Source organism: Variovorax sp. S12S4 (assembly GCF_023195515.1).
GTDB lineage: Bacteria > Pseudomonadota > Gammaproteobacteria > Burkholderiales > Burkholderiaceae_C > Variovorax.
Genome location: NZ_JALPKR020000002.1, coordinates 1,687,307 through 1,709,115, shown reverse-complemented (window position 1 = coordinate 1,709,115; position 21,809 = coordinate 1,687,307). Strand labels below are relative to the sequence as shown.

The window sequence follows — 21,809 nt, the reverse complement described above, 5'->3', positions numbered from 1 at the left end:
GCGGCGCGGCAACGTACAACCGCAGGACAGATGTCTTCCTCCCCGATTCCACTCGCCGCCGCCGCGCCGACCTCGCTCAAGGTGATGACCGTGAACACCCACAAGGGCTTCACCGCACTCAACCGCAAGTTCATCCTTCCGGAACTGCGGGATGCGGTGCGCACGGTGGGCGCCGACGTGGTGTTTCTGCAGGAAGTGCTCGGCACCCATTCGCGCCACTCGCGCAAGGTGAACAACTGGCCCGAGGCGCCGCACTACGAATTCCTGGCCGACACCATGTGGCCGCAGTTCGCCTACGGGCGCAATGCCGTGTACCCGCGCGGGCACCACGGCAACGCGGTGCTGTCCAAGTTTCCGATCGTGCATTACCGCAACCACGACGTGTCGGTGGCCGGGCCTGAAAAGCGCGGCCTGCTGCATTGCGTTCTGCGCCTGCCCGGCCGGCCCATCGATGTGCATGCGATCTGCGCCCACCTGGGCCTGGCAGAGGCGCACCGGCAGCAGCAGCTGGAGCTGCTGTGCCACATCGTGCGCGACGAAGTGCCCGCCGATGCGCCGCTGATCGTCGCGGGCGACTTCAACGACTGGCGCGGGCGCGCCCACCAAGTGCTCGAAGAAGGCGCCGCACTGCGCGAGGTGTTCGTGAGTGCGAACGGCTCGGCCGCCAAGACTTTTCCTTCGCGCTTTCCGCTGCTGTCGCTCGACCGCATCTATGTGCGCAACGCGGGCGTCCATGCGCCGGTGGTGCTGCCGCGCAAGCCCTGGTCGCACCTGTCGGACCATGCGCCGCTGGTGGCGAACATCGACCTTTGAAGATGGTGGCCGACATGGACCAGAGAGCCCGCTGGGTCGGTGGCAACAGCATTTCATTGCTGGAGAACGGAGAGGAGTTCTTTCCGCGCGTGTTCGATGCCATTCACCAGGCCAGGCGCGAGGTGATCATCGAGACCTTCATCCTCTTCGAGGACAAGGTTGGCATGGCGCTGCATGCCGCCATGCGCGCGGCGGCCCAGCGCGGCGTGAAGGTCGATGTGCTGGTCGACGGTTTCGGCTCGCCGGATCTTTCGCGCGAGTTCATCGAAGGCCTGAGCTCGGTTGGCGTGAAGATGCGGGTGTTCGACCCGGGCAAGCGCATCCTGGGCCAGCGGCTGAACGTGTTTCGGCGCATGCACCGCAAGATCGTGGTGGTCGACGGTGAGCTCGCGTTCGTCGGCGGCATCAACTATTCGGCCGACCATCTGCTCGACTATGGGCCCAAGGCCAAGCAGGATTACGCGGTCGAACTCCGCGGGCCGATCGTGGCGCAGATCCACCAGTTCGTGCTGCGTGCGATTGCGCTCGGCGACAAGGGGCCGCGCTGGTTTCGCCGCCGGCTCAAGCAGGCGCCGCCGGTTGCGCGGGAGCACGTGGGCGAAGTGGAGGCGATGTTCGTCACGCGCGACAACCGCCGCCATACCAACGACATCGAGCGCCAGTACCTGGCCGCCATCCGCGCCGCGCGACGGCGCATCGTGATTGCCAACGCGTATTTCTTTCCGGGCTACAGGCTCATCAAGGAACTGCGACGCGCCGCGCGCCGCGGCGTGGATGTGCGGCTCATCCTGCAGGGCGAGCCCGACATGCCGATCGTCAAGACGGCCGCGAGCATGCTCTATCACCACCTGCTGCATTCGGGCGTGCGCATCTTCGAATACTGCGACCGTCCGCTGCACGCGAAGATTGCGCTGATCGACGACGACTGGAGCACGGTCGGCTCGAGCAACCTCGATCCGCTGAGCCTCTCGCTCAACCTGGAAGCCAACGTGATCGCGCGCGACAAGGCGTTCAACGACCTGCTGTGGCAGCGCATGGACACGCTCATGCGCGAGAGCTGCAAGCTGATTCGCGAAGACGACCTGGAGAGCGAATGGAGCGGCTGGCGGCTGGTGCGCAGCTTTTTCATCTTCCACTTCTTGCGCTGGTATCCCTCATGGCTGGGCTGGTTGCCGCGCCAGGTGCCGCGCCTCACGCTGGCCCAGGCCACCGATCTTGCCGAAAAGCGCGACCAGCGCGAGAAGACCGGCGACAACGGTGCCACCCAGACGACGGAAGCGGCATGAACTGCGCGGCGGCTTTCCCATGAGCACCATGAGCCTCGCGCACCGCCCCTGGTGGCCCTGGGTTCGCCGCATCGCGGTATGGGGCTTCTTCGGCCTCATTGCCTGGCTGCTGGTCAACCAGGCGCGGGCCATCGACTGGCAAGAAGTGTTCGACGCCATGCGCGCGCTGCCAGCGTCCACGCTGCTGCTGGCAGGCGCGCTGGCCGCCGGCAGTTTTGCGACCTACAGCACGTACGACCTGCTGGGCCGCTATCTCACGCGCCACCGGCTCCGCGCCGCGAGCGTGATGGGGGTGACCTTCATCAGCTATGCCTTCAACCTGAACCTGGGTTCGCTGGTGGGCGGGGTGGCGTTTCGCTACCGGCTCTATTCGCGCCTGGGCCTTTCCAACGACACCATCACGCGCGTGCTCGGCTTCAGCATGCTGACCAACTGGCTCGGCTATCTGGTGGTGGCGGGCGCCGCCTTCTGCTTCTGGCCGATGGTGCTGCCGGACGAATGGAAGATCGACAACGGCGGCCTGCGCGTTCTTGGCGCGGTGCTGCTGCTGCTGGCGGCGGCGTATCTGGTGCTGTGCGCGGTGGCCAGCGGGCGCGTCTTTCGCATACGGCAATACCGCTTCAAGGTGCCGGCGCTGCGCATGGCGCTGCTCCAGCTGGCCATGTCGTGCCTGAACTGGTCGCTGATCGGCGGCGTGATCTGGGTGCTGCTGCAGGGCCAGGTGGCTTACCCCCAGGTGCTTGCGGTGCTGCTGGTGGCCGCGGTGGCGGGCGTGGTCACGCACGTGCCGGCGGGCCTTGGCGTGCTGGAAGCGGTGTTCATCGCCCTGCTCTCGCACCAGGTGCCGCAAGGGAAGCTGCTGGGCGTGCTGCTGGTGTACCGGGGGCTTTATTACCTCTTGCCGCTGGCCGTGGCCACGGTGGCCTACTTCGTGACCGAACTGCGCACCCGGCGCTTGCGCACGACCACGCGCTGAGCGTTCTTGTTCTTCTTCTAGAAGTGATAGGTGTAGCGCAGCCGGACAAAGTTTTCGCCCGGGTTCGGCTTCTTGATGCCTGCGTTCGAAAAGTGCTGCAGGCGCAGCGTGAGTTCGTGCCTGCCGTTCTCGCCGAAGCTGCGTCCCACGCCCAGCACCTCGGTGAACTGGAAGGCGGTGCTGAAGGTGCGGTCCGGCGTCTTGTAGAGGTGGTCCATGACCGTGCCGCCCACGCCGCCTTCGGCGAACCACGCTGAGCTGCCCCCGCCGAAGCGGTAGCGCCAGGTGTAGATGGCGCCGAGCTGCGTGTAGTTGCGCGAGCCGCTGCCGAGCGCCGGCGCATGCCACTGGCTGATGAACAGGTCCCAATAGGAGGTCAGCGCGCCTTCATGCACCGGCTGGCGCAACGACCAGGGCAGCGTGACGCCCACGGTGGCCGAGTTGGTGGCTCCTTTGTCGCCATGCGGCGCACGGCCGCCCTCGAAGTAGATGCCGCGTGCGCTGTCTTCGAACGCATGAGCCTCGGTGCCCAGCAGGCTGAGAATGCCTGCGAACACGGCAGCCCCGAGGGACGCGGACGGTGGTACTTTCATGATGTGGGTTTTGAAAGCAAATGATGGAAAGGAAGGAAATAATTACTTTCCGCTCCGTTCCGCGCCTTCGCCCGAGGCTATTGCCATGTCGAAAGGTAGGACTTCTTCAACATTCCTGCAGAGTTGAATTTGTTGCACTGCAGCAATTTGCACAGGCGCAGCCTATAGTGGTGTTCATTCATCCCCATAGATCGGCCCTCGCCCCATGTCGTCTCTTACCTCCGCCGCCCGTTTGGCCAGCCCGCTGATGCTGTGGGCCGACGTGGCCCTGAAAACCCAGGAAATGCTGCTGTCTTCCGGCTCGGTGATTCACATGCGCACCGAACGCATGGCCAAGGCGGGGCTCACGCCCAGCGCGGCGGACCTTGCCGAGTTCCAGCTCATGGGCGACGAAAAGCTCGCCGCCGCGGGCAAGGCGGGCGCCGCAATGGTCAGGCAGTGGCACAGCAGCCATGTGTCGCTCTCAAGCCGCGTGCTGCAGCAATGGTTTCTGAGCGCGGGAGCTTTTCTTTCGATGGCCGGCAGCATCACGCCCGCACAGGCGGCGGTGCGCGGCGACGCTTTCGTCAAGGCCTCGGCACGCGCGGCCAGCACGGCGGGCCAGCTCTCGGGTGCGGCGGTTCGCATCGCGCGCGAAGGGCTGAAGCCGATCCACGCAGCGGCCACGTCGAACGCCCGGCGCCTGGCCGAGCTGCGCGACTGACCGGCAAGAGCGTCAGCTGCGCGCCGGCACCAGCGTGACCAGCGTGATTTCGGAAGGCGCGCCAAAGCGCTTGGGCGGCCCCCAATAGCCGGTGCCGCGGCTCACGTAGATCCACATGTCGTGCAGCCTGTGCAAGCCGGCCGTGAATGGCTGCTGCATCGGCACGAACAGGTTCCACGGAAAGAACTGCCCGCCGTGCGTGTGGCCCGACAGCTGCAGCTGGTAGCCGGCCCGGGCCGCGAGCGGCGCGCTGCGCGGCTGGTGGGCAAGCAGCACGCGCGTGTGCACCAGCGGCGGCGCGTCGTACAGCGCAAGATGCGGATCGCTTTGATGCGCGGGATCGAAGTGGCCGGCGGTGAAGTCGGTCACGCCGGCCAGCACCAGCTGGCTCTCGAACAGTTCTTCGTCGTTCTGCGCGCCGCGCACATTGCGCGTCTGCAGCACCACGTGCTCGTTGAGCAGCACCTTCAGCCCGAGCCGGCGCAGCTCTTCGATCCATGCATGCGCGCCGGCGTAGTACTCGTGGTTGCCTGTCACCACGAAGGTACCGTGCCGCGCGCGCAATCCTGCAAGGGGCGCGATGTGATCGCGCAGCTCGGCCACCGTGCCGTCCACCAGGTCGCCGGTGATCGCGATGGCGTCGGCGCCGAGCCGGTTCACCGCATCGACGATGCGCTGGATGTAGTCGCTCCGGATCGTCGGCCCGACGTGGATGTCGCTGAGCTGCGCAATCGTGAAGCCTTCGAGCGCGGAAGGCAGCCCTTGAATGGGAACCTCGACGCGTTTGACGGCCGCAGTGCGGCGCGCGTTGAGAAAACCGACAAAAGAGGCCAGCGTGGCGACCACCAGCACGGCTATGGCGCTCCACGGCAGCACTGCGTTCCAGGAAACCTGCAGGCCCGCCAACGCGCCTGCCAGCCAGGTGAGCAGCAGGCCTGCATCGCGCACCAGCGTCAGCACGAACATCGAGGAGAACCAGCCCATGCTGATCAGTCCGGTCCATTTGAGCGCGTCCTTCAGGGAGGCGTTGCGCTCGGAGCGGCGCGAGATGAACGGCAGTGGAATCGTGAAGGCCGAAACGGCAAGCGCCACGAGCGCCAGCGGCCAGGCCGGGGTGAGCATGGCCAGCGCGGGCACCAGGCGCAGCGCAATGTAGACATGCAGGAGCGCGGTCAGAACGCTCAGGGGACGTATCGGCATGGGGGCAATGGGAACGGGCACTGCCCGGGAGGCAACATCTGCAAGGCGCATGCCGTGCATTCAAGACGCCGGCTGGCCCGCAGCGCGCTATTTTTTCTATAGCGTGCTTCACCCGGATAGCAGGCGTTGCGCACGATACCGGCGCCGGAATGCATGCGCCGGCGGCGGGCTTGAGAACCCGCCTCGCGTTCTACTGCACCGTGCGTGTGCCGGCGGATGCCATGTCGGTGCCCGCCGGCCAGACAAATGCCACCTTGGCGGGCGCACCCGGCAAGACGTGCAGCGTTTGCTTGAGCGTGTTTCCAAGCAAGCGAGCCTCCACTTCGTAGGTGCCGGGGTCGAGCCGCGCCACCATGAACGGGCCGCCCGACACCACGTTGTCGATCAGCGCCGTACCCCGGTTGTCGCGCACCGTGACGTGAACGTCGGCCGCGAACTCGGCGCCCTTGTGGTCCTTGATGGCGAATTCGAAAGTGGCCGGCCAGCGCGGCGCCACGGTTTCCATCAGCTTGGCTTCGTCGCTGCCGATGCCGCCGCTCATGTATTCGATGCCGTGCGTCATGTAGATCGGCGGGTTGACCGCCGCATGCGCCGTCGAAAGCGCCGCGAGAAGAACGGCGCCGCACAGCGCGGCGGCCGCAACGGGCCGCATGCGAGATGAAATCAGGGTGCTCATGGTCTGAATCCTTTCTTCCTTGTCTGCGTGGCGGAAGGCCACGGCGCCACTGTGCGGCGCACGGCTTAGACAAGGCTTAACAGGAAGGACCGGCGTCTGCCGGACCGAGGCCGGGGAGAAAACCCCCCTAGCGGGCGGCGGAGGTCTGCGCGAGCGCCTGCGTTTGCGGCGCGGGCGGCAGCACCGAGGCCATGTCGAAATTCGAAGGCCACATGAAGACCGCGCGGGACGGCACGCCGGCAATCACGGTGAGCGTCTGCGTGATCGTCAGGCCGCCGAGCGTCACGTTCACGTCGTATGCGCCGGGATCGAGCCGGGCCAGCATGTAGGGGCCGTTCGACTGCGCCTCCATCACGGGGCGGCCCGTGTACTTTTCGCGCACCTGAACCGCGGCCCGCACCGGGAAATTGCTCTTTTGCGTGCTGTCGTTGATGCCGAACTCGATGGTCGCCGCCCACCGCGGCGACACCATCTGCATGAACGACGCCTCGGCCTTGCTCGTGCCCCCGCACATGTATTCGACGCCTTGCGCCATCTGTATGGGCGGGTTCGAGAACGCATGGGCCGATGTGGCCATGGCCCCCAAGAATGCTGCTGTGCCGCCCAGTACCAACGCAGCCATCGGCTGCCGGAGACGCAAAAGGTTCATTGCTTCGATGTCCTCGATCATGGGTGACGTGAATCCGTCGAGGATTTTGCTTAGCAAGAGTCGGGCTAGATATAGCGTTTACGAGGAACGATCCTCGCGAAAGTATTGAACGCTATTGTTTTAATAGCTCGTGACGCCTGTATGACGGGCCGTGCGGCCGCTTTTGGTCTTCCTCTATGTGAAAACCCTGACAAACAACGCCGTACGCCCGATTCGGCGCGTTGCACGTGACCCGCGCCTACACCGGTGCATCGCCTCGCTTGATATGAAGAAGTTCGTACAGAAAAGGAGCTTCCAATGAACATCGGATCCAAGATCGAGGCAGTCAAGAAGATGGATGCGCAGCGGCCGGACTTCCCGGGCGAGCACCTCGCGGTTCTAGGCGCGGGCGTCCTGCTGCTGCTGACCGCCGGACGCAGCCGGTCGCTCGTGCGCCGGGTGCTGGCGGGTGCCGCGGGCGGTGCCCTGGTTGGCCGAGCTGCCAGTGGTACCGGCGGGCTGGCTCGGGTCGCGCGCTTGATGCAAGGCGGCTGGGGTGTGCGCCGGCCAATGCGCATGCCGTAAAGGACAAGCGCCGGCGGATTGCCGGCGCAATCCGCTGTGGGTGAAAGGGAAGGCAGCCCCGGAAACCCGAACGGTAAATTATTGAAGCCGAGACATTGAATTTAGTTCAATGTTAAACATGTGCCTGAACTAAAAATCACGGCGAATTTCGGTATTTCAATCTGATCGGCATCGTGAACGATCTCTCGAAATCGATTCAAAAAAACCACCTGAAGAGCAAGCCCGCGCCGGCAGTGCCCAAGCGAATCTAGACTCGCTCGAGCGTCAAATTCAATACGCCCTTCGCGCCGCTTTTGTAGCTTTCTGAGACAGTTCAGAGCCGGCCACAATCCCGTTTGTCGGCTGCGCTCGGTGGGAGACTTTTCTGGTGAGAATCAGCCGACGTACGTTCAATGCAGCGGGATCCATTTTTTCAATTTTGAGCGCCGCAGGTTGTGGCGGAGGCGGTAGTGGAGGTGGGGGTGGAAGTGGCAATGGCGCCTGGCCCGCCGCACCGTCATTCGCCTCTGGCGCCGAGACCTCGGGGCTCGTTTCCGTCAACGGAAAAAACCTTTACCACGAGAGCGTGGGAAAGGGAATTCCGGTTGTCTTTCTGCACGGCGGTCTGGGGTTGAGTCATGAGTACTTTCGCCCTTTCATCGATCCACTTGCCGACAATGCCCGGCTCATCTGCTATGACCAACTGGGGCAGGGCAAATCGGATCGGCCCACCAGCTATGACGAGCTGAGTTTCGAGCGCCTGAGTTCCGATTGCGATGCATTGACCCGAGCGGTTGGCATCGAAAAATTCGTTCTTGTTGGTCATTCCTACGGCGGATTTATCGCACTCGACTTTGCGCTCCGTTTTCCCCACCGCCTGGCAGGCCTGGTGCTGTCATGCACCGCGCCGGATACCGCTTCTTTCCAGCGCAATCCATTGGGCGGAACGCCTGCTCAGCAGGCAGCGCTAGGTCAATTGCTGCTGGCTCCGGCCAGCAGTGATGAGGACCTTCGTAAAAAATGGACAGAGGTAGCGCCTTTGTATTACAAAAATGCGAACCCGCCCGCCGGGGTTATTGCAGATGTCGACCAAAGGACGATCTACTCCGCCGGGGCATTCAATCGTGGCAATCAGCTCCTGGCCAGCTACAACCTTGTTTCGCGCCTGCCGTCGATCAATGTACCTACCGCCGTCCACTACGGCGCTGGCGATATCTGGCGTTTTGGCGACGATGAGAAGCTGGCAAAGAATATCCCGGGAGCGACCCTGAAGTACTTCGCCAACAGCGGGCATTGGCCGTTTCAGGAAGAGCCCGCGGAGTTCATTCGCTATATGAGAAGTTTTATTGCTAGCCTGCCGGGCTGAGCGGCAGAACAATTCTGAACCCGCGAAAGGTAGTCGTGGCTTTAAACTTCTTTGTTAACAATTCAAAGGCTCGCTGAAATTGTTAACAAAGTTGTACGGATGGTCGAAAATTAAAATGGCACTTCCAGCCATCTTTTTTTTAAGGGAGTGGCACATTGCCGAGCGAACTTTTGTACTGCCTGGCCACGAAATCGTGAAAAATTCCCTTATGAGAAATCTTGTTTGCCAGAATGTAATCAAAATCCCGGGTTTGTGAATTAGTGCCTTTGGGCTATCCCTCCCCTGCCAATAGTCTCCACGCCTGCCGCAAAAGTCGGCGTGTCAGAGCAGTGGGTTGGCGGAAATGGTTTCCGATTGACCGCATCGCTTGGACTTTTTTGGAGCGAGGGTCAGAGGATGAACCGGTCATTTAGAAGCATCTGGAATGAGGCGCTCGGCGCCTGGGTAGCGGCCAGCGAGGTTTGCAGTGCGCGCGGCAAGAAGTCTTCGAGCGCTACGCTCGGCGCGGTTGTCTTGGCCACTGCGGCCTTCGGCGGCGCATCGTCCGCCTGGGCGGCCAACGAGTGCGGAGCTGTCGCCGTTGGTGGAACCGTCATCTGCAACGGTGACGGAACGCCGGTGGGGGACGCGAACCCGAACACCACGGGCATTGCATATGGCACCGACGGCATCACTGTCATCCTGGACGGCACCGCGGCACCCTTCACCATTGCGCCGATCACTGCGCCGATAACCGCCAATGCTGTCTATTCGGGCGGTAGCGGCACAGGCAATCGACTGGTCGAAGTCAACGGGCCCGTCACGATCAATCTGACCACCCCGGCGGGCAATCCTGTGTCCGGTGCAGCCTGGGCTGTGCTGGCCAACTCACTCTCAAGCGGCGCTGGCGGTGATGCGACCATCGTCATCAATGGTGCGAACATCACCAGCAAAGGCGAGAACGCCATGGGCGTCGCCACCAGCGTCGTGGGTAGCGGCAATGCAACCTCGATCCTCAACAGCGGTTCCATCTCCACCACTGGCACGCAAGGCTCAGGGGTCGGTCTGCTTGCAGAAACGCACGGTATCGGCACAGCGACGGTCACGGTGAACGGTGGTTCGATCAATACCGGCACTGCGGGGGCGGGTCGCACGCGGCTTACGCCTTGGCGTGGGGCAATGGCGATGCCGTGGCCACCATGACGGGTGGTGCTGGCACCACACAGGCCTTGAACAACTCGGTCGTTGTGGCCCAGACACTGGGCTCCGGCAATGCTTACGCCACCATGTCTGGCGGCACCGCGACAACAAACGCCGCCAGCGCGAGCGTTGTCGCTGTCGTCACCGGAACCGGCAACGCGATTGCCAGCCAGACGGGAGGGGCATTGATCGGCAACGGAGCGGGTGGGGGCGGGCTGGCCGCGAGCAACTCGGGTACCGGCCCGGGTTTCGCGAACGCGTCGATGACGGGTGGCAGCATCGTGATGCAGGGCGCCGGCGGCTACGGCATCCTGGCCCGTAACAGGGGCACGGGCGCGGCAACGGCAAGCATGGACGCCGCAGCTTCGACGATCACCACGTTGCAAGCCGGTACCTACGGGATCTATTCCGCGATCACAAACGCAACCAATACGGCCACCGCCACCACCGCGCTCTTGAACGGCAGAGTCAGCACCGCAGGCGCCGGCGCGCACGGCCTGTACAGCCAGACCGACGGCACCGGGCTGGCTCAGGTCGCTATGGCCGCGGGCACTGTGACGGCCACAGGCCTCAATGCCGACGGCCTGCGCGCCGCCTCCGCTGGGGGCACCTACCAGGTCGACGCCACGGGCGGCAGCGTGACCAGCGGCTCGGGCACCGCCGCCGCCATCCACACGCTGGCGGCAGCAGGCGGCACCGTCAACATCGGCGCGGCCGCAGTGGTCAATGGCGCCGCCTCCGGCATCGCCATCCGCGACGGCGACGCGGCCGGTACCGGCACCGACACCCTCGGCGGCAACGCCATCGTCACCACCGCCGGCGCCGTCACCGGCGACGCCATCCTGGGCCTGGGCAACGACAGCCTGGCGCTCACCGGCGGCAGCTTCAGCGGCAACATCTACGGCGACGACCGCACCGCCAGCGCGGCCGACGGCAACGACACCTTCACCTGGACCGGCGGCACCCTGGCGGGCGGCTTCTACGGCCAGAACGGCTCGGACACCGCCCTGGTGTCCGCCGCCGGCTACAACGGCAGCACCATCCTGGACGGCGGCGACGACGTCTCGGCCGCCGACGGCTGGGTCGACAAGCTCACCCTGCAAGGCGTGACCGCCACCGCCGGCGGCGACACCCTGCGCAACTGGGAAACCATCACCCTGGACAACACCCGCCTGACCCTGGCCGGCGCACCGCTGGCCGTGGGCAGCGGCACCGACGCCGGCGGCGCCCCGATGGGCCTGTTCATCCAGCCCACCAGCAGCGTGTTCATGGGCCAGCCGGCCTTCACCCTCACCGGCGACCTGCACAACGCGGGACTGCTGGACCTGCGCAACCCCGCCGGCACGCCCGGCAACGCGCTCACCGTCAACGGCAACTACGCCGGTGCCAACGGCCTGGTGCGGATCAACACCGCTCTGGGCAGCGACGCCAGCGCCACCGACAAGCTGGTGGTCAACGGCAACACCAGCGGCACCACCCGCGTGCTGGTGGCCAACACCGGCGGCGCCGGCGCCGCCACCGTCAACGGCATCCAGGTGGTCCAAGTCTCCGGCACCTCTTCGGAAGGCAACTTCACCCTGGCCGCCCCCGTGCAGGCCGGCGCCTACGAGTACGGCCTGCACCGCGGCGGGCGCACCGACGGCGACGCCAACAGCTTCTACCTGAGCAGCGTCTACCAAACGCCGGTACCCATTCCGGTGCCGGTGCCCGGCGCCCCCGCGCCTGCCCCCGCTCCCATCCCGGTCCCCGCCCCCGAGGTGCTGCGCCCCGCCGTGCCCGGCTATGTGATGGGCCAGGTCGCCACCCAGGAACTGGGCCTGGGCTTGCTGGGCACGCTGCACCAGCGCGTGGGCGAGCAGCAGACCTTCAAGTGGGACCACTGCGGCTGCGACGACAAGGCGCCCGCCGACCAGGCGTGGATGCGCCTGCATGCGCAGCGCCTGGACCTGGACGGCAAGCGCCAGTTCGGCTTCGAGCAGGAGATGCAGTTCTTCCAGTTTGGCAAGGACCTGGCCATCCGCTACAGCGGCGACGCCGGCGACAAGTCGCGCAGCCACACCGGCCTGAGCGTGGGCTACGGGCGCACCAGCACCAACTTCAACGACCGCCGCCGCGGCGACGCGGGCATGGGCTACGACACCGGCAAGATGAAGGGCCAGATGCTCACCCTGGGCGCGTACCACACGCGCTACGCCGACAACGGCAGCTACCTGGACCTGGTCGGCCAGCTGCATGCGGTGCAGAACAAGTACACCGACAAGTACGGCGGCGAGGGCACGCAAAAGGGCACCGGCGGCGGGCTGAGCGTGGAAGTGGGCCGCCCCTGGCAGATCGGCGACAGCCAGTGGCTGATCGAGCCGCAGGCGCAGCTGAGCTACCAGCTCACGCGCTACCGCGGCTTTGCGGACAACATCTCCACGGTGGACGGCTTCACCAGCCAGAGCCTGCGCGGTCGCCTGGGCGCGCGCCTGGCCTGGAACGACAAGGCCGAGCGCGGCGAGAAGCTCACGCGCACCAACACCTTCTATGTGACGGCCAACGTGCTGCACGAGTTCAAGGACCCCAAGGGCGTGACCATCGGCAACACCACGGTGAACGAGCAATGGGCCAAGCAGACCTGGGCCGAGCTGGGCGTGGGCGCGCAGCTGCCGCTGAGCAAGGCGGCCTACCTGTACGGCGGGGTGCAGTACCAGCGCTCGCTCAGCGGCAAGGGCCGCGAAGGGGTCTCGGGGCAATTGGGCGTGAAGGTGGCGTGGTGAGCGCCGCCGCCACACGACCGGACCATGCACCACTGACCACAGGAAGGAATCCACACACCATGCAAACGAAGAACACACCGAAACGTCTGGCGCTGGGCGCCACGGCCCTGGCCGCGCTCACGATCCTCACGGGCTGCGGCAGCCTGCACGACGAGCGCTACAACTGGTGCCAGGGGCAGAACTGCGCGCTCACGCCGGTGGTGACGCCGGCGCCCGCGCCCGCCCCGGCCCCGGTCCCGCCGACGACGCGGCGGGTGAACCTGAGCGCGGACACGCTGTTCCGGTTCGACCGCTCGGCCGCGGCGGACATGCTGCCGCAGGGCCGCGCCGAGCTGGACGCACTGGCGCGTGCCTTGCAGAGCCCGGAGATGCAGGTGCAGAGCCTGACGATCACGGGGCACACGGACCGGCTGGGGGACGAGGCCTACAACGACCGGCTGGCGCTGCAGCGTGCGAACACGGTGCGCGACTACCTGAAGGCCGCGGGCGTGCGCGCGCCGATGGAGGTGCGCTCGATGGGCGAGCGCGAGCCGGTGACGCGCGACTGCCAGGGGCTGCAGCGCTCGCCGCGCTTGGTGGCTTGCCTGCAGCCGGATCGGCGCGTGGTGGTGGACATCCTGGGGATGGCGCAGGGGAAGTAGTCCTCAGTCGTCAGTAGAGACCACGAAGAACTCCAGGCTGCACGCTGAGCCTGGCGTAAAAAAAGCGCCCAGCAATGCTGGGCGCTTTTTCTTTGTCGAATCGGTTCGCGGCAGCCAAGTTGCTGCCCCGCTTCTTATACGTCGATGTTCGCGGCCCTCAGCGCGTTCTGCTCGATGAACTCGCGGCGCGGCTCCACCTCGTCGCCCATCAGCATCGTGAACACGCGGTCGGCCTCGATGGCGTCGTCGATCTGCACGCGCAGCAGGCGGCGCACGGTCGGGTCCATGGTGGTTTCCCACAGCTGTGCGGGGTTCATTTCGCCCAAGCCCTTGTAGCGCTGGCGCGAGGTGGCGTTTTCGGCCTGCCCGATGAGCCACTTCATCGCGATGCGGAAGTCGGCCACCTTTTCTTCCTTGGCGCGCTCGCCTTCGCCGCGGCGGACGATGGCGCCCTCGCTGCTCAGCAGGTTGCGGAAGGTGTTGGCGGCTTCGGCAAGCGCGGCGTAGTCGGCGCCGTGCACAAAGTCTTGCGTGAGCACGCTGCTCTTGATGTTGCCGTGGTGGCGGCGGCTGATGCGCAGCAGCGGCTTGTCGGTGCGGGCGTCGAACTCGCTGCTCACTTCGGCGGGCACGCCGGTGGTGTTGAGCTCGCGCAGCTTGGCCTGCAGTGCCACGGCCGAGGCTTCGGCCGCGGGCGTGGTGTCCAGGTCGAGCGCCACGCCGTCGGCAATCGCGCGCAGCGCTTCGGCATCCATGAAGTTGCGCAGGCGCGCGATCACGGCTTCAGCCAGCTGGTGCTTGCGCGCGAGCTCGGCCAGCGTGTCGCCGCTCAGGGTGGTCGAGTTGGGCCCGCCGGTCTCGATGCTCGCATCCTTCAGCGCCACCTTCAGCAGGAAGGCATCCAGCGCGGGGCCGTCCTTCAGGTACTGCTCTTCCTTGCCGACCTTCACCTTGTAGAGCGGCGGTTGCGCAATGTAGATATGGCCGCGCTCGACCAGCTCCGGCATCTGCCGGTAGAAGAACGTGAGCAGCAGCGTGCGGATGTGGGCGCCGTCGACGTCGGCGTCGGTCATGATGATGATGCGGTGGTAGCGCAGCTTGGCGACGTTGAAGTCGTCCGCCCCGCCGCCCGCGGTGGTGGCGCCGGCGCGGCCGATGCCGGTGCCCAGCGCCGTGATCATGGTGAGAATTTCGTTGCTGGTGAGCAGCTTCTCGTAGCGCGCTTTTTCCACGTTCAGGATCTTGCCGCGCAGCGGCAGGATGGCCTGGAACTTACGGTCGCGGCCCTGCTTGGCGGAGCCACCGGCGGAGTCGCCCTCCACCAGGTAGACCTCGCACAGCGCCGGGTCCTTTTCCTGGCAGTCGGCCAGCTTGCCGGGCAGGCCCATGCCGTCGAGTACGCCCTTGCGGCGGGTCATTTCGCGGGCCTTGCGGGCGGCCTCGCGGGCGCGGGCGGCCTCGATGATCTTGCCGCAGATGATCTTCGCGTCGTTCGGGCGTTCCTGCAGGTAGTCGGTCAGCAGTCGCCCGACGATGTCTTCGACCGGCGCACGCACTTCGCTGGACACCAGCTTGTCCTTGGTCTGGCTCGAGAACTTGGGCTCGGGCACCTTCACGCTCAGCACGCAGCACAGGCCTTCGCGCATGTCGTCGCCGGTGACTTCGACCTTGGCCTTCTTGGCCAGTTCGTTCTCTTCGATGTACTTGTTGATGACGCGAGTCATCGCGGCGCGCAGGCCCGTGAGGTGGGTGCCGCCGTCACGCTGGGGAATGTTGTTGGTGAAGCACAGCACCTGCTCGTTGTAGCCGCTGTTCCACTGCATGGCCACTTCAACGCCGATGTGCGTGCCGGGAATGCCGCCGTAGGTGTCGGCCGGCTTTTCGCCCGCTGCATAGAACGAGTTCGGATGCAGGACGGTCTTGCCCTTGTTGATGAATTCGACAAAGCCGCGCACGCCGCCGGCGCCCGAGAAGTCATCTTCCTTGCCGGTGCGCTCGTCCTTCAGGCGGATGCGCACGCCGTTGTTCAGAAAGCTCAGTTCGCGCAGGCGCTTGGAGAGAATTTCATAGTGGAAATCGTTGTTCTCCTTGAAGATTTCCGTGTCGGGCAGAAAGTGCACCTCGGTGCCGCGCTTGTCCGTGTCGCCGATGATCTTCATGGGCGAGACCTCGAAACCGTTCACGGTTTCGAGCAAACGGTTCTGCACGAAGCCGCGGCTGAATTCGAGTTCGTGGATCTTGCCCTCGCGGCGCACGACCAGGCGCAGCATCACGCTCAGCGCGTTCACGCAGCTCACACCCACGCCGTGCAGGCCGCCCGACACCTTGTAGCTGTTCTGGTTGAACTTGCCGCCGGCGTGCAGCTCGGTGAGCGCAATTTCAGCGGCCGAGCGCTTGGGCTCGTGCTTGTCGTCCATCTTCACGCCGGTCGGAATGCCGCGGCCGTTGTCGGTCACGGAAATGGAGTTGTCGCTGTGGATGGTCACGACGATATCGTCGCAGTGGCCCGCCAGCGCTTCGTCGATGGAGTTGTCGACCACCTCGAACACCAGGTGGTGCAGGCCCGTGCCGTCGGAGGTGTCGCCGATGTACATGCCGGGACGCTTGCGCACCGCCTCGAGCCCTTCGAGGATCGTGATCGAGCCTTCGCCGTAGCTGGTGTCGGCGGGCGTGATCTCGATCGGCACCGCACTCTCGATCTCGGGCGTGTAGACCGGTTCGGTGTGGGGCACTTCGGGCTTGTTTTCTTCTGCACTCATTCGGATATTCCTCTATCTCTCACGGCATTCACGGGATTTTTCGGGCCTTGGCGGCCTGCTTTTCCTGCCTCTTGAAAGCGCAAACCCGCGGAGGGCCGCGGGCTGTCTGCGCAAGGCGCTGTGTTTTCTGTCTTCTAGATTCGCATCGGCATCACGACATATTTGAAGGATGCGTTCTCGGGGATGGTCAAAAGGGCGGAGCTGTTGGAGTCGGCCAGGTCCAGCTTGACCATGTCCTGGCCCATGTTCGCGAGGGCGTCGATCAGGTAGGTCACGTTGAAGCCGATCTCGATGGCGTCGCCGCCGTAGTCGATGTCGAGCTCGTCCTGCGCTTCTTCCTGCTCGGCGTTGTTCGATGCAATGCGCAGGGTGCCGGGCTCGATGTTCAGGCGCACGCCCTTGAACTTTTCGCTCGTCAGGATGGCGGTGCGCTGCAGGCTGGCCAACAGGGGCGCGCGGCCGAGCGTGACGCTGTTCTTGTGGTTCTTGGGAATCACGCGGTTGTAGTCGGGGAACTTGCCCTCGACCAGCTTGGTGACGAACTCCATGCCGCCGAAGCTGAACTTGGCCTGGTTGTTCGCAAACTGCATCTCGATGGCGCCTTCGGCGTCCGACAGCAGGCGCTGCATTTCGAGCACGGTCTTGCGCGGAAGAATGACTTCCTGGCGCGGCACCTCGACGTCGAGCGTGGCCGACGAAAACGCCAGGCGATGGCCGTCGGTGGCCACCAGGCTCAGCTGCTTGCCTTCGGCCACGAACAGGATGCCGTTGAGGTAGTAGCGGATGTCGTGCACGGCCATGGCGAACGAGACCTGCGAGAGCAGGTCCTTCAGCGTCTTTTGCGGCACGCTGAACACAGGACCGAAATTGGCGGCTTCCTGCACCAGCGGAAAGTCTTCGGCCGGCAGCGACTGCAGCGTGAAGCGGCTCTTGCCGCCCTTGAGCACCAGCTTGCTCGCGCTCGACTCGAGGCTCACGGTCTGGTCGGCCGGCATGGTGCGCAGGATGTCGATGAGCTTGCGCGCGCCGATGGTGGTGGTGAAGTTGCCTTCATCGCCGCCGAGCTCGGCCGTGGTGCGGATCTGGATTTCGAGGTCGCTGGTTGTGAGCTGCAGCTGGCCGCCGGTCTTGCGGATCAGCACGTTGGCCAGGATAGGCAGGGTATGGCGCCGCTCCACGATGCCCGCCACCGATTGCAGCGCGGCGAGGACTTTGTCTTGGGTTGCCTTCAAAACGATCATGTCTTCTTCCTCTTCTCTTATCTCTTTGAATCCGCTTGTAAGACGCCATTCTCCGCTGTTGCGGGTGGCTTTCTTGATGACATCCGGGGTCAGCCCTTGAGCGTTTGTTCGAGCACGTGGAGTTGCTGGTTCAGTTCAGTGAGCTGCTGGCGCTCGCCCGAGATCTTGCGCACCGCATGCAGCACCGTTGTGTGATCGCGCCCGCCGAAGAGCTCGCCGATTTCCGGCAGGCTCTTCTGGGTGAGTTCCTTGGCCAGGTACATCGCGATCTGCCGCGGCCGCGCAATGCTGGCCGGGCGTTTCTTGCTGTACATGTCGGCGACCTTGATCTTGTAGTAGTCGGCCACCGTCTTCTGGATATTTTCGACCGAGATCTGCCGATTCTGGATCGACAGCAAGTCGCGCAGCGCCTCGCGCGCCAGGGCAATCGAGATTTCCTTCTGGTTGAAGCGCGAGTAAGCCAGGATCTTGCGCAGCGCGCCTTCGAGCTCGCGCACGTTGGAGCGCACGTTCTTGGCGACAAAGAAGGCCACTTCTTCCGGCATTTCAGCCGATTCGGCGCGCGCCTTGTTGATCAGGATGGCCACGCGCATTTCGAGTTCGGGCGGCTCGATGGCGACCGTGAGGCCCGAATCGAAGCGCGAAACCAGCCGCTCGTGGATGTCGGCGAGGCCCTTCGGATAGGTGTCGCTGGTCATCACGATGTGCGACTTCTTGGCCAGCAGGGCTTCGAACGCATTGAAGAATTCTTCCTGCGTGCGGTCCTTGTTGGCGAAGAACTGCACATCGTCGATCAGGAGCAGATCGAGCGAGTGGTAGCGCTCCTTGAACTCGTCGAAGGTCTTGCGCTGATAGGCCTTGACCACATCCGATACGAACTGCTCGGCATGGATGTAGAGAACTTTGGAATCGGGCCGGTCGGCGAGCAGCCGGTTACCCACAGCATGCATCAGGTGGGTCTTGCCCAGGCCGACGCCGCCATAGATGAACAGCGGGTTGTACAGATGGCCCGGCATGCCGGCCACGTGCATGGCCGCGGCGCGCGCCATGCGGTTGGCCGTGCCCTCCACCAGGGTGTCGAAAGTCAGGCCCGAATTCAGCCGGTTCTTGAAGCCGGCCGCGGCCGGCTCCTCGCCCGGGCCGGCCATGTCGCGCGGCACGTCGGTTTCTGCCATGACGGCAATGGGCGCAGAGCGCACGGGTGCTTCACGCGGAGCAAGCGCTAACTCAACTGCCACCGGCTGGCCGTACATCTTCTCGGCCATGGCGGCAATCTTGCCGGCGTACTGGGCGCGGATCCAGTCGAGCTTGAAGCGGTTGGCAACGAACACCGTCATGCGCGAAAGGTCGTCGGTGACCTGCGCCGTCAGGGGTTTGATCCAGGTATTGAATTGCTGCTCGGACAGCTCCTGCGCGAGCTGGTCGACACAGGCCTGCCAGAGGCTTTCACCGATGCCGTCAGTCGACATGGGTGCTTGAAAAAGTGGTGCGTCCCTCGTCCATTTTTTGGTATATGTATTGTGGATATTCTCTGCTGCAAGGCGGCCCGCATTCTAACTTGTCAAAACCTTATCCACATCCCCCCGGGCACCATGCAAAGGCCCGCAAAGTTACTCGATGTTTGGTGTTGGGCCGAATGTTTGCGATAATTGCGGGTTTCCCTGAAAACCTCATTGCGTCTTTCGGGGGTCATCCGAAAAACGCTCCCAGCGCCCGCCTGCCCGATACAGCCTTTCCAGGCTTCGTCGGGCTCGGTGGATATCGGGGGAATCAGCAGGAAATCTCATCATGAAACGCACTTACCAAGCTTCCAAAGTCCGCCGCGCCCGTACCCACGGCTTTCTGGTCCGCATGAAGACCCGTGGCGGCCGTGCCGTCATCAACGCACGCCGCGCCAAGGGCCGCAAGCGCCTGGCCGTCTGACGGCAGTTCCTCTGCCGTTGCCAGCCGCCGACCCGCCAGCGCCAGCTTTCCCAGCCAGCGTTTCTGGCGTGTCTGGCCCGGCTTCCATGCAGCGGCTCAAGACCCGCGCGCAATTCCAGGCCGTCCTCGCAGGTGCCACCGTGGCGCGCACTGCTCATTTCGCATTGCATCGCTGCGCACTCGATTCAACGTCGAGCGCGCAGCCCTTGTTCGCGTCCGACGATGTCTGGCTGGGCGCCATGGTGCCCAAGCGCTGGGCGCGCCGCGCCGTCACGCGCAACGCCATCAAGCGACAGATCTATACCGTGAGCGCCGCGCCCGACGTCGGCCTGCCTCGTGCGGCGCACGTGGTGCGGCTGCGCGCGGCGTTCGACCGCAAGGAATTCGTGAGCGCCAGCTCCGACAAGCTCAAGGCTGCGGTGCGCGCCGAGCTCCAGCAACTGCTGGCGCGGGCCGCGCGCGGCCCTGCATCCTCGTCATGAAGCGCCTGCTGATCGGCCTTGTGAAGGGCTACCGCCTGTTGCTGAGCCCGTGGCTCGGGCAGTCATGCCGCTTCGAGCCGACCTGCTCCGTCTATTCGATCGAGGCGCTGGAAGTCCACGGCGCTCTCAAGGGCAGCTACCTCACCCTGCACCGCATCGTGCGCTGCCAGCCCTGGTGCCAGGGCGGGCACGATCCGGTTCCACCGGCATCACAGTGTCGCACTGACAAGTCAGGCTCGCTGTTTTCGTCTCTCCTTTCCTCCGACAAGAAGTCTTCGTCATGAACGATATACGCCGCACGATCCTGTGGGTGATTTTTGGTTTCTCGCTGGTGCTGCTGTGGGACCAATGGCAGGTCTTCAACGGCAACAAGCCGACTTTCCTGCCGTCGACCAAGCCAGCTGCCGTGGCCTCTGCCCCGGCGGGCAGCACGCCGGCGGCCAGCAACGGCGTACCGAGCGCATCCACGGCCGGTGGCAGCGCCGCCGCCGTGCCCACGCAGGCTGCGCCCGCCGCGCCGCGTGAGCGCGTCAACGTGACCACCGACCTCTTCAAGGCGGTGATCGACAGCGAAGGCGCCACGGTCAACTATCTCGAACTGCTCAAGTTCGACGAAGCCGATCGCACCAAGCACGTGGTGCTGTTCGAGAACGACTCGCCCGCCACGCGCTACGTGGCGCAAACCGGCCTGCTGAGCCAGACCGGGGAAGCCTTTCCCAACCACCTGACGCCCATGACGCCGAAGGCCGGTCCGCGCGAAATGGCCGAGGGCCAGAACACGCTCGAAGTGAGCTTCGAAAGCGCCCCCTCGGGCGGCCTCAAGTACGTCAAGACCTATGTCTTCAAGCGCGGCGAATACACCGTCGGCGTGCGCCATGAAGTGGTCAATGTGAGCGACCAGCCGCGCGACGCGCAGCTCTACATGCAGCTGCTGCGCCACGGCACGGTGGCAGCGGGCACGATGTTCGGCACCAACACCTTCACCGGTCCGGCGGCCTACACCAACGAAAAGAAGTTCCACAAGCTCGACTTCAAGGACATTGCCAAGGGCAAGGTCGAGCCGCCGCCGCCCGCCAACGACGGCTGGATTGCAATGGTGCAGCATTACTTCGTGTCGGCGTGGCTCCTCAAGGGCGACCCGGCCAGCGAACAGCTCCGGCGCGAATTCCGCGTGAAGGACCTGGGCGACAATCTCTTCACCGTCGCCATGGTGGCCACGCTGCCGAAGATCGCCCCGGGCCAGACCCTGGTGGTCAACAGCGCGCTGTTCGCCGGCCCCGAAGAAGAAAAGAAGCTCGAAGCCATTGCACCGGGCCTCGACCTGGTCAAGGACTACGGCATCTTCGCGATCATTTCCAAGCCGCTGTACTGGCTGCTGAACCAGCTGCACGGCATCCTGGGCAACTGGGGCTGGGCCATCGTGGCGCTGGTGGTGCTGCTGAAGGCGGCCTTCTACTGGCTCAACGCCAAGGCCTACGCCAGCATGGCCAAGATGAAGGCCATCAACCCCAAGATCATGGAAATGCGCGAGCGGCTGAAGGACAAGCCGCAGGAAATGCAGCAGGAGATGATGCGCATCTACAAGACCGAGAAGGTCAACCCGATGGGCGGCTGCTTCCCGATCCTGATCCAGATCCCGGTGTTCATCGCGCTCTACTGGGTGCTGCTGTCGTCGGTCGAAATGCGCCATGCGCCGTGGATCGGCTGGATCACCGACCTCTCGGCACCCGATCCCTGGTACATCCTGCCGATCGTGATGACGCTGACCTCGTTGTTCCAGACCTGGCTCAACCCGACGCCGCCGGACCCGATGCAGGCCAAGCTGATGTGGATCATGCCGCTCGCGTTCAGCGTGATGTTCATCTTCTTCCCGGCCGGCCTGGTGCTGTACTGGATCACCAACAACGTGCTGTCGATCGCGCAGCAGTGGTTCATCAACAAGCGGCTGGGCGTGCTCGGCAAGTAAGCCGCAGCGGCTTCCGCCACTCCCGCAAAGGGCCGCATTCGCGGCCCTTTGCCT

General features: G+C 64.6%; 20 protein-coding genes. 13 read left to right on the top strand and 7 right to left on the bottom strand.

Translation table 11 applies throughout. From position 1 onward, the window contains the following. Positions 1-30: 30 nt before the first annotated feature. Genes M0765_RS08680 through M0765_RS08670 form a run of 3 tightly spaced genes read left to right on the top strand, consistent with a single transcriptional unit; the run spans position 31 to position 3,075 of the window. The gene (locus M0765_RS08680; protein WP_258503143.1) at positions 31-813 is read left to right on the top strand and encodes an endonuclease/exonuclease/phosphatase family protein; all 783 of its coding nucleotides are present in this window, start codon (positions 31-33) and stop codon (positions 811-813) included. 14 nt (positions 814-827) lie between these two features. Then, a complete protein-coding gene (gene clsB / locus M0765_RS08675) occupies positions 828-2,099 on the top strand; it encodes a cardiolipin synthase ClsB (protein ID WP_258503142.1) in 1,272 nt (423 codons plus the stop codon). Between the two features lie 19 nt (positions 2,100-2,118). Then, positions 2,119-3,075 carry a lysylphosphatidylglycerol synthase domain-containing protein gene (locus tag M0765_RS08670; protein ID WP_258503141.1) on the top strand — a complete coding sequence of 319 codons (957 nt, stop codon included), beginning with the start codon at positions 2,119-2,121 and terminating at the stop codon, positions 3,073-3,075. A 17-nt stretch (positions 3,076-3,092) separates the two neighbouring features. On the opposite strand, the gene M0765_RS08665 is transcribed toward M0765_RS08670, so the two are convergent. Further along, positions 3,093-3,668, bottom strand: a complete 576-nt coding sequence (locus M0765_RS08665) for an acyloxyacyl hydrolase (RefSeq protein ID WP_258503140.1) — start codon at positions 3,666-3,668, stop codon at positions 3,093-3,095. A 205-nt stretch (positions 3,669-3,873) separates the two neighbouring features. Here M0765_RS08665 and M0765_RS08660 point away from each other — a divergent pair, with 205 nt between their 5' ends. Continuing rightward, positions 3,874-4,371, top strand: a complete 498-nt coding sequence (locus M0765_RS08660) for a polyhydroxyalkanoate granule-associated phasin (protein WP_258503138.1) — start codon at positions 3,874-3,876, stop codon at positions 4,369-4,371. Between the two features lie 12 nt (positions 4,372-4,383). Here M0765_RS08660 and M0765_RS08655 read toward each other — a convergent pair whose 3' ends face one another. From M0765_RS08655 to M0765_RS08645, 3 genes are all read right to left on the bottom strand, one after another. Further along, a complete protein-coding gene (locus M0765_RS08655; RefSeq protein WP_258503137.1) occupies positions 4,384-5,631 on the bottom strand; it encodes a metallophosphoesterase in 1,248 nt (415 codons plus the stop codon). 130 nt (positions 5,632-5,761) lie between these two features. Next, positions 5,762-6,247 carry a hypothetical protein gene (locus M0765_RS08650; RefSeq protein WP_258503135.1) on the bottom strand — a complete coding sequence of 162 codons (486 nt, stop codon included), beginning with the start codon at positions 6,245-6,247 and terminating at the stop codon, positions 5,762-5,764. 127 nt (positions 6,248-6,374) lie between these two features. Continuing rightward, positions 6,375-6,896 carry a hypothetical protein gene (locus M0765_RS08645; protein ID WP_258503134.1) on the bottom strand — a complete coding sequence of 174 codons (522 nt, stop codon included), beginning with the start codon at positions 6,894-6,896 and terminating at the stop codon, positions 6,375-6,377. Positions 6,897-7,193: 297 nt separating this feature from the next. Here M0765_RS08645 and M0765_RS08640 point away from each other — a divergent pair, with 297 nt between their 5' ends. The 5 genes from M0765_RS08640 to M0765_RS08620 all read left to right on the top strand — a co-directional run bounded on the left by M0765_RS08640 (position 7,194) and on the right by M0765_RS08620 (position 13,384). Then, on the top strand, positions 7,194-7,460 hold the full coding sequence (locus M0765_RS08640; protein ID WP_258503133.1) for a hypothetical protein: 267 nt from the start codon (positions 7,194-7,196) through the stop codon (positions 7,458-7,460). A 367-nt stretch (positions 7,461-7,827) separates the two neighbouring features. Next, the gene (locus M0765_RS08635) at positions 7,828-8,805 is read left to right on the top strand and encodes an alpha/beta fold hydrolase (protein WP_258503132.1); all 978 of its coding nucleotides are present in this window, start codon (positions 7,828-7,830) and stop codon (positions 8,803-8,805) included. Positions 8,806-9,201: 396 nt separating this feature from the next. Next, complete coding sequence (locus M0765_RS08630; RefSeq protein ID WP_258503130.1) at positions 9,202-9,987, top strand: ESPR domain-containing protein; 786 nt, start codon at positions 9,202-9,204, stop codon at positions 9,985-9,987. A 26-nt stretch (positions 9,988-10,013) separates the two neighbouring features. After that, positions 10,014-12,743, top strand: a complete 2,730-nt coding sequence (locus M0765_RS08625; protein WP_258503129.1) for an autotransporter family protein — start codon at positions 10,014-10,016, stop codon at positions 12,741-12,743. A 59-nt stretch (positions 12,744-12,802) separates the two neighbouring features. Beyond that, positions 12,803-13,384: an OmpA family protein gene (locus tag M0765_RS08620; protein WP_258503128.1), complete on the top strand. Its 582-nt coding sequence runs from the start codon at positions 12,803-12,805 to the stop codon at positions 13,382-13,384. 134 nt (positions 13,385-13,518) lie between these two features. Here M0765_RS08620 and gyrB read toward each other — a convergent pair whose 3' ends face one another. From gyrB to dnaA, 3 genes are all read right to left on the bottom strand, one after another. After that, on the bottom strand, positions 13,519-16,143 hold the full coding sequence (gene gyrB, locus M0765_RS08615; RefSeq protein ID WP_258503127.1) for a DNA topoisomerase (ATP-hydrolyzing) subunit B: 2,625 nt from the start codon (positions 16,141-16,143) through the stop codon (positions 13,519-13,521). A 134-nt stretch (positions 16,144-16,277) separates the two neighbouring features. Continuing rightward, the gene (gene dnaN, locus M0765_RS08610; RefSeq protein WP_157611122.1) at positions 16,278-17,384 is read right to left on the bottom strand and encodes a DNA polymerase III subunit beta; all 1,107 of its coding nucleotides are present in this window, start codon (positions 17,382-17,384) and stop codon (positions 16,278-16,280) included. 89 nt (positions 17,385-17,473) lie between these two features. Further along, positions 17,474-18,853 (bottom strand): chromosomal replication initiator protein DnaA, encoded by a 1,380-nt coding sequence (gene dnaA / locus M0765_RS08605; protein ID WP_126749323.1) that lies wholly within the window; start codon positions 18,851-18,853, stop codon positions 17,474-17,476. 319 nt (positions 18,854-19,172) lie between these two features. On the opposite strand from dnaA, the gene rpmH reads away from it, so the two are divergent. The 4 genes from rpmH (at position 19,173) to yidC (ending at position 21,755) form a co-directional block, all read left to right on the top strand. Continuing rightward, the gene (gene rpmH, locus M0765_RS08600; RefSeq protein WP_007834827.1) at positions 19,173-19,307 is read left to right on the top strand and encodes a 50S ribosomal protein L34; all 135 of its coding nucleotides are present in this window, start codon (positions 19,173-19,175) and stop codon (positions 19,305-19,307) included. 86 nt (positions 19,308-19,393) lie between these two features. Then, positions 19,394-19,789 (top strand): ribonuclease P protein component, encoded by a 396-nt coding sequence (locus tag M0765_RS08595; protein WP_258503122.1) that lies wholly within the window; start codon positions 19,394-19,396, stop codon positions 19,787-19,789. Further along, positions 19,786-20,073, top strand: a complete 288-nt coding sequence (gene yidD / locus M0765_RS08590) for a membrane protein insertion efficiency factor YidD (RefSeq protein WP_157616523.1) — start codon at positions 19,786-19,788, stop codon at positions 20,071-20,073. The genes M0765_RS08595 and yidD overlap by 4 nt, the downstream gene beginning before the upstream one ends. After that, positions 20,070-21,755 carry a membrane protein insertase YidC gene (yidC, locus tag M0765_RS08585; protein WP_258503119.1) on the top strand — a complete coding sequence of 562 codons (1,686 nt, stop codon included), beginning with the start codon at positions 20,070-20,072 and terminating at the stop codon, positions 21,753-21,755. Before yidD ends, yidC begins: the two co-directional genes overlap by 4 nt. The last annotated feature ends 54 nt before the right edge of the window (positions 21,756-21,809 follow it).

What these genes read in the sequence shown, in the direction of transcription:
- M0765_RS08680 (WP_258503143.1), top strand. Translation starts at nt 31, where the DNA reads ATGTCTTCCTCCCCGATTCCACTCGCCGCCGCCGCGCCGACCTCGCTC.
- clsB (WP_258503142.1), top strand. Translation starts at nt 828, where the DNA reads ATGGACCAGAGAGCCCGCTGGGTCGGTGGCAACAGCATTTCATTGCTG.
- M0765_RS08670 (WP_258503141.1), top strand. Translation starts at nt 2,119, where the DNA reads ATGAGCACCATGAGCCTCGCGCACCGCCCCTGGTGGCCCTGGGTTCGC.
- M0765_RS08665 (WP_258503140.1), bottom strand. Translation starts at nt 3,668, where the DNA reads ATGAAAGTACCACCGTCCGCGTCCCTCGGGGCTGCCGTGTTCGCAGGC.
- M0765_RS08660 (WP_258503138.1), top strand. Translation starts at nt 3,874, where the DNA reads ATGTCGTCTCTTACCTCCGCCGCCCGTTTGGCCAGCCCGCTGATGCTG.
- M0765_RS08655 (WP_258503137.1), bottom strand. Translation starts at nt 5,631, where the DNA reads ATGCACGGCATGCGCCTTGCAGATGTTGCCTCCCGGGCAGTGCCCGTT.
- M0765_RS08650 (WP_258503135.1), bottom strand. Translation starts at nt 6,247, where the DNA reads ATGAGCACCCTGATTTCATCTCGCATGCGGCCCGTTGCGGCCGCCGCG.
- M0765_RS08645 (WP_258503134.1), bottom strand. Translation starts at nt 6,896, where the DNA reads ATGAACCTTTTGCGTCTCCGGCAGCCGATGGCTGCGTTGGTACTGGGC.
- M0765_RS08640 (WP_258503133.1), top strand. Translation starts at nt 7,194, where the DNA reads ATGAACATCGGATCCAAGATCGAGGCAGTCAAGAAGATGGATGCGCAG.
- M0765_RS08630 (WP_258503130.1), top strand. Translation starts at nt 9,202, where the DNA reads ATGAACCGGTCATTTAGAAGCATCTGGAATGAGGCGCTCGGCGCCTGG.
- M0765_RS08620 (WP_258503128.1), top strand. Translation starts at nt 12,803, where the DNA reads ATGCAAACGAAGAACACACCGAAACGTCTGGCGCTGGGCGCCACGGCC.
- gyrB (WP_258503127.1), bottom strand. Translation starts at nt 16,143, where the DNA reads ATGAGTGCAGAAGAAAACAAGCCCGAAGTGCCCCACACCGAACCGGTC.
- dnaN (WP_157611122.1), bottom strand. Translation starts at nt 17,384, where the DNA reads ATGATCGTTTTGAAGGCAACCCAAGACAAAGTCCTCGCCGCGCTGCAA.
- dnaA (WP_126749323.1), bottom strand. Translation starts at nt 18,853, where the DNA reads ATGTCGACTGACGGCATCGGTGAAAGCCTCTGGCAGGCCTGTGTCGAC.
- rpmH (WP_007834827.1), top strand. Translation starts at nt 19,173, where the DNA reads ATGAAACGCACTTACCAAGCTTCCAAAGTCCGCCGCGCCCGTACCCAC.
- M0765_RS08595 (WP_258503122.1), top strand. Translation starts at nt 19,394, where the DNA reads ATGCAGCGGCTCAAGACCCGCGCGCAATTCCAGGCCGTCCTCGCAGGT.
- yidD (WP_157616523.1), top strand. Translation starts at nt 19,786, where the DNA reads ATGAAGCGCCTGCTGATCGGCCTTGTGAAGGGCTACCGCCTGTTGCTG.
- yidC (WP_258503119.1), top strand. Translation starts at nt 20,070, where the DNA reads ATGAACGATATACGCCGCACGATCCTGTGGGTGATTTTTGGTTTCTCG.